The following is a 670-nucleotide window of genomic DNA, read 5'->3' on the forward strand; positions in this document are numbered from 1 at the left end:
GTATTCAGGTGATCGCGCTGGGTGGTATTTAACTCGGTTTTCAGTGTCAGGCGTGTAAATCCAATGACACCGTTTAGCGGTGTACGTAGCTCATGAGACATGTTCGCCAGGAACTCTGATTTAATACGTGCAGCTTCCTGGGCGCGTTTCTTCGCCAGATCCAACTCAACGTTTTGGATCTCCATCTGCTCCAGCGTTTCGCGCAGATCTGAAGTCGCCTGATCGATATTGTGCTGCATCTCTTCATGGTAGGCGGCGAGAGACATTGCCATCGAGTTGATGCCATTCTTCAGCATATCCAGTTCGCCCAACATGAAACCTTCCACGCGGCTATCGAGCTGACCTCTACGTATTCGGTCAACGGTATTCACCATGTTACGAATTGGTCCGGTCACATCGCGCATCAGACGCCAGCCGAAAATTAACGCAATGCCAATACAAAACAGCATCATGACGCTGGAGATAAAGATCTCTTTGTACTGCTGTAATCGCACGGACNTCCAGCTCAAGCGCCACATACCCCAACATATTTTTGGTGTTTTTGGCATCGCTAACGGCAGATTCATCAGGTGAATAGCTTTCCGATATAATAGGGGTACGCAGGATCATGATATCCCCGTGCCGGGTTACGCTCAGCTTTCGCGGAAACGGCGATCCGGTAGCCAATTGC

Annotated in this window: 1 pseudogene; it reads right to left on the bottom strand. The window is 49.9% G+C overall.

The annotated features are described in order from the left end of the window. Positions 1–670, bottom strand: a pseudogene (locus tag FDX22_RS12480) (histidine kinase dimerization/phospho-acceptor domain-containing protein); the annotation flags it as partial.

Origin of the sequence: Citrobacter sp. TBCS-14, assembly GCF_005280805.1 — a bacterium.
Classification (GTDB): Bacteria; Pseudomonadota; Gammaproteobacteria; order Enterobacterales; family Enterobacteriaceae; genus Citrobacter; species Citrobacter gillenii.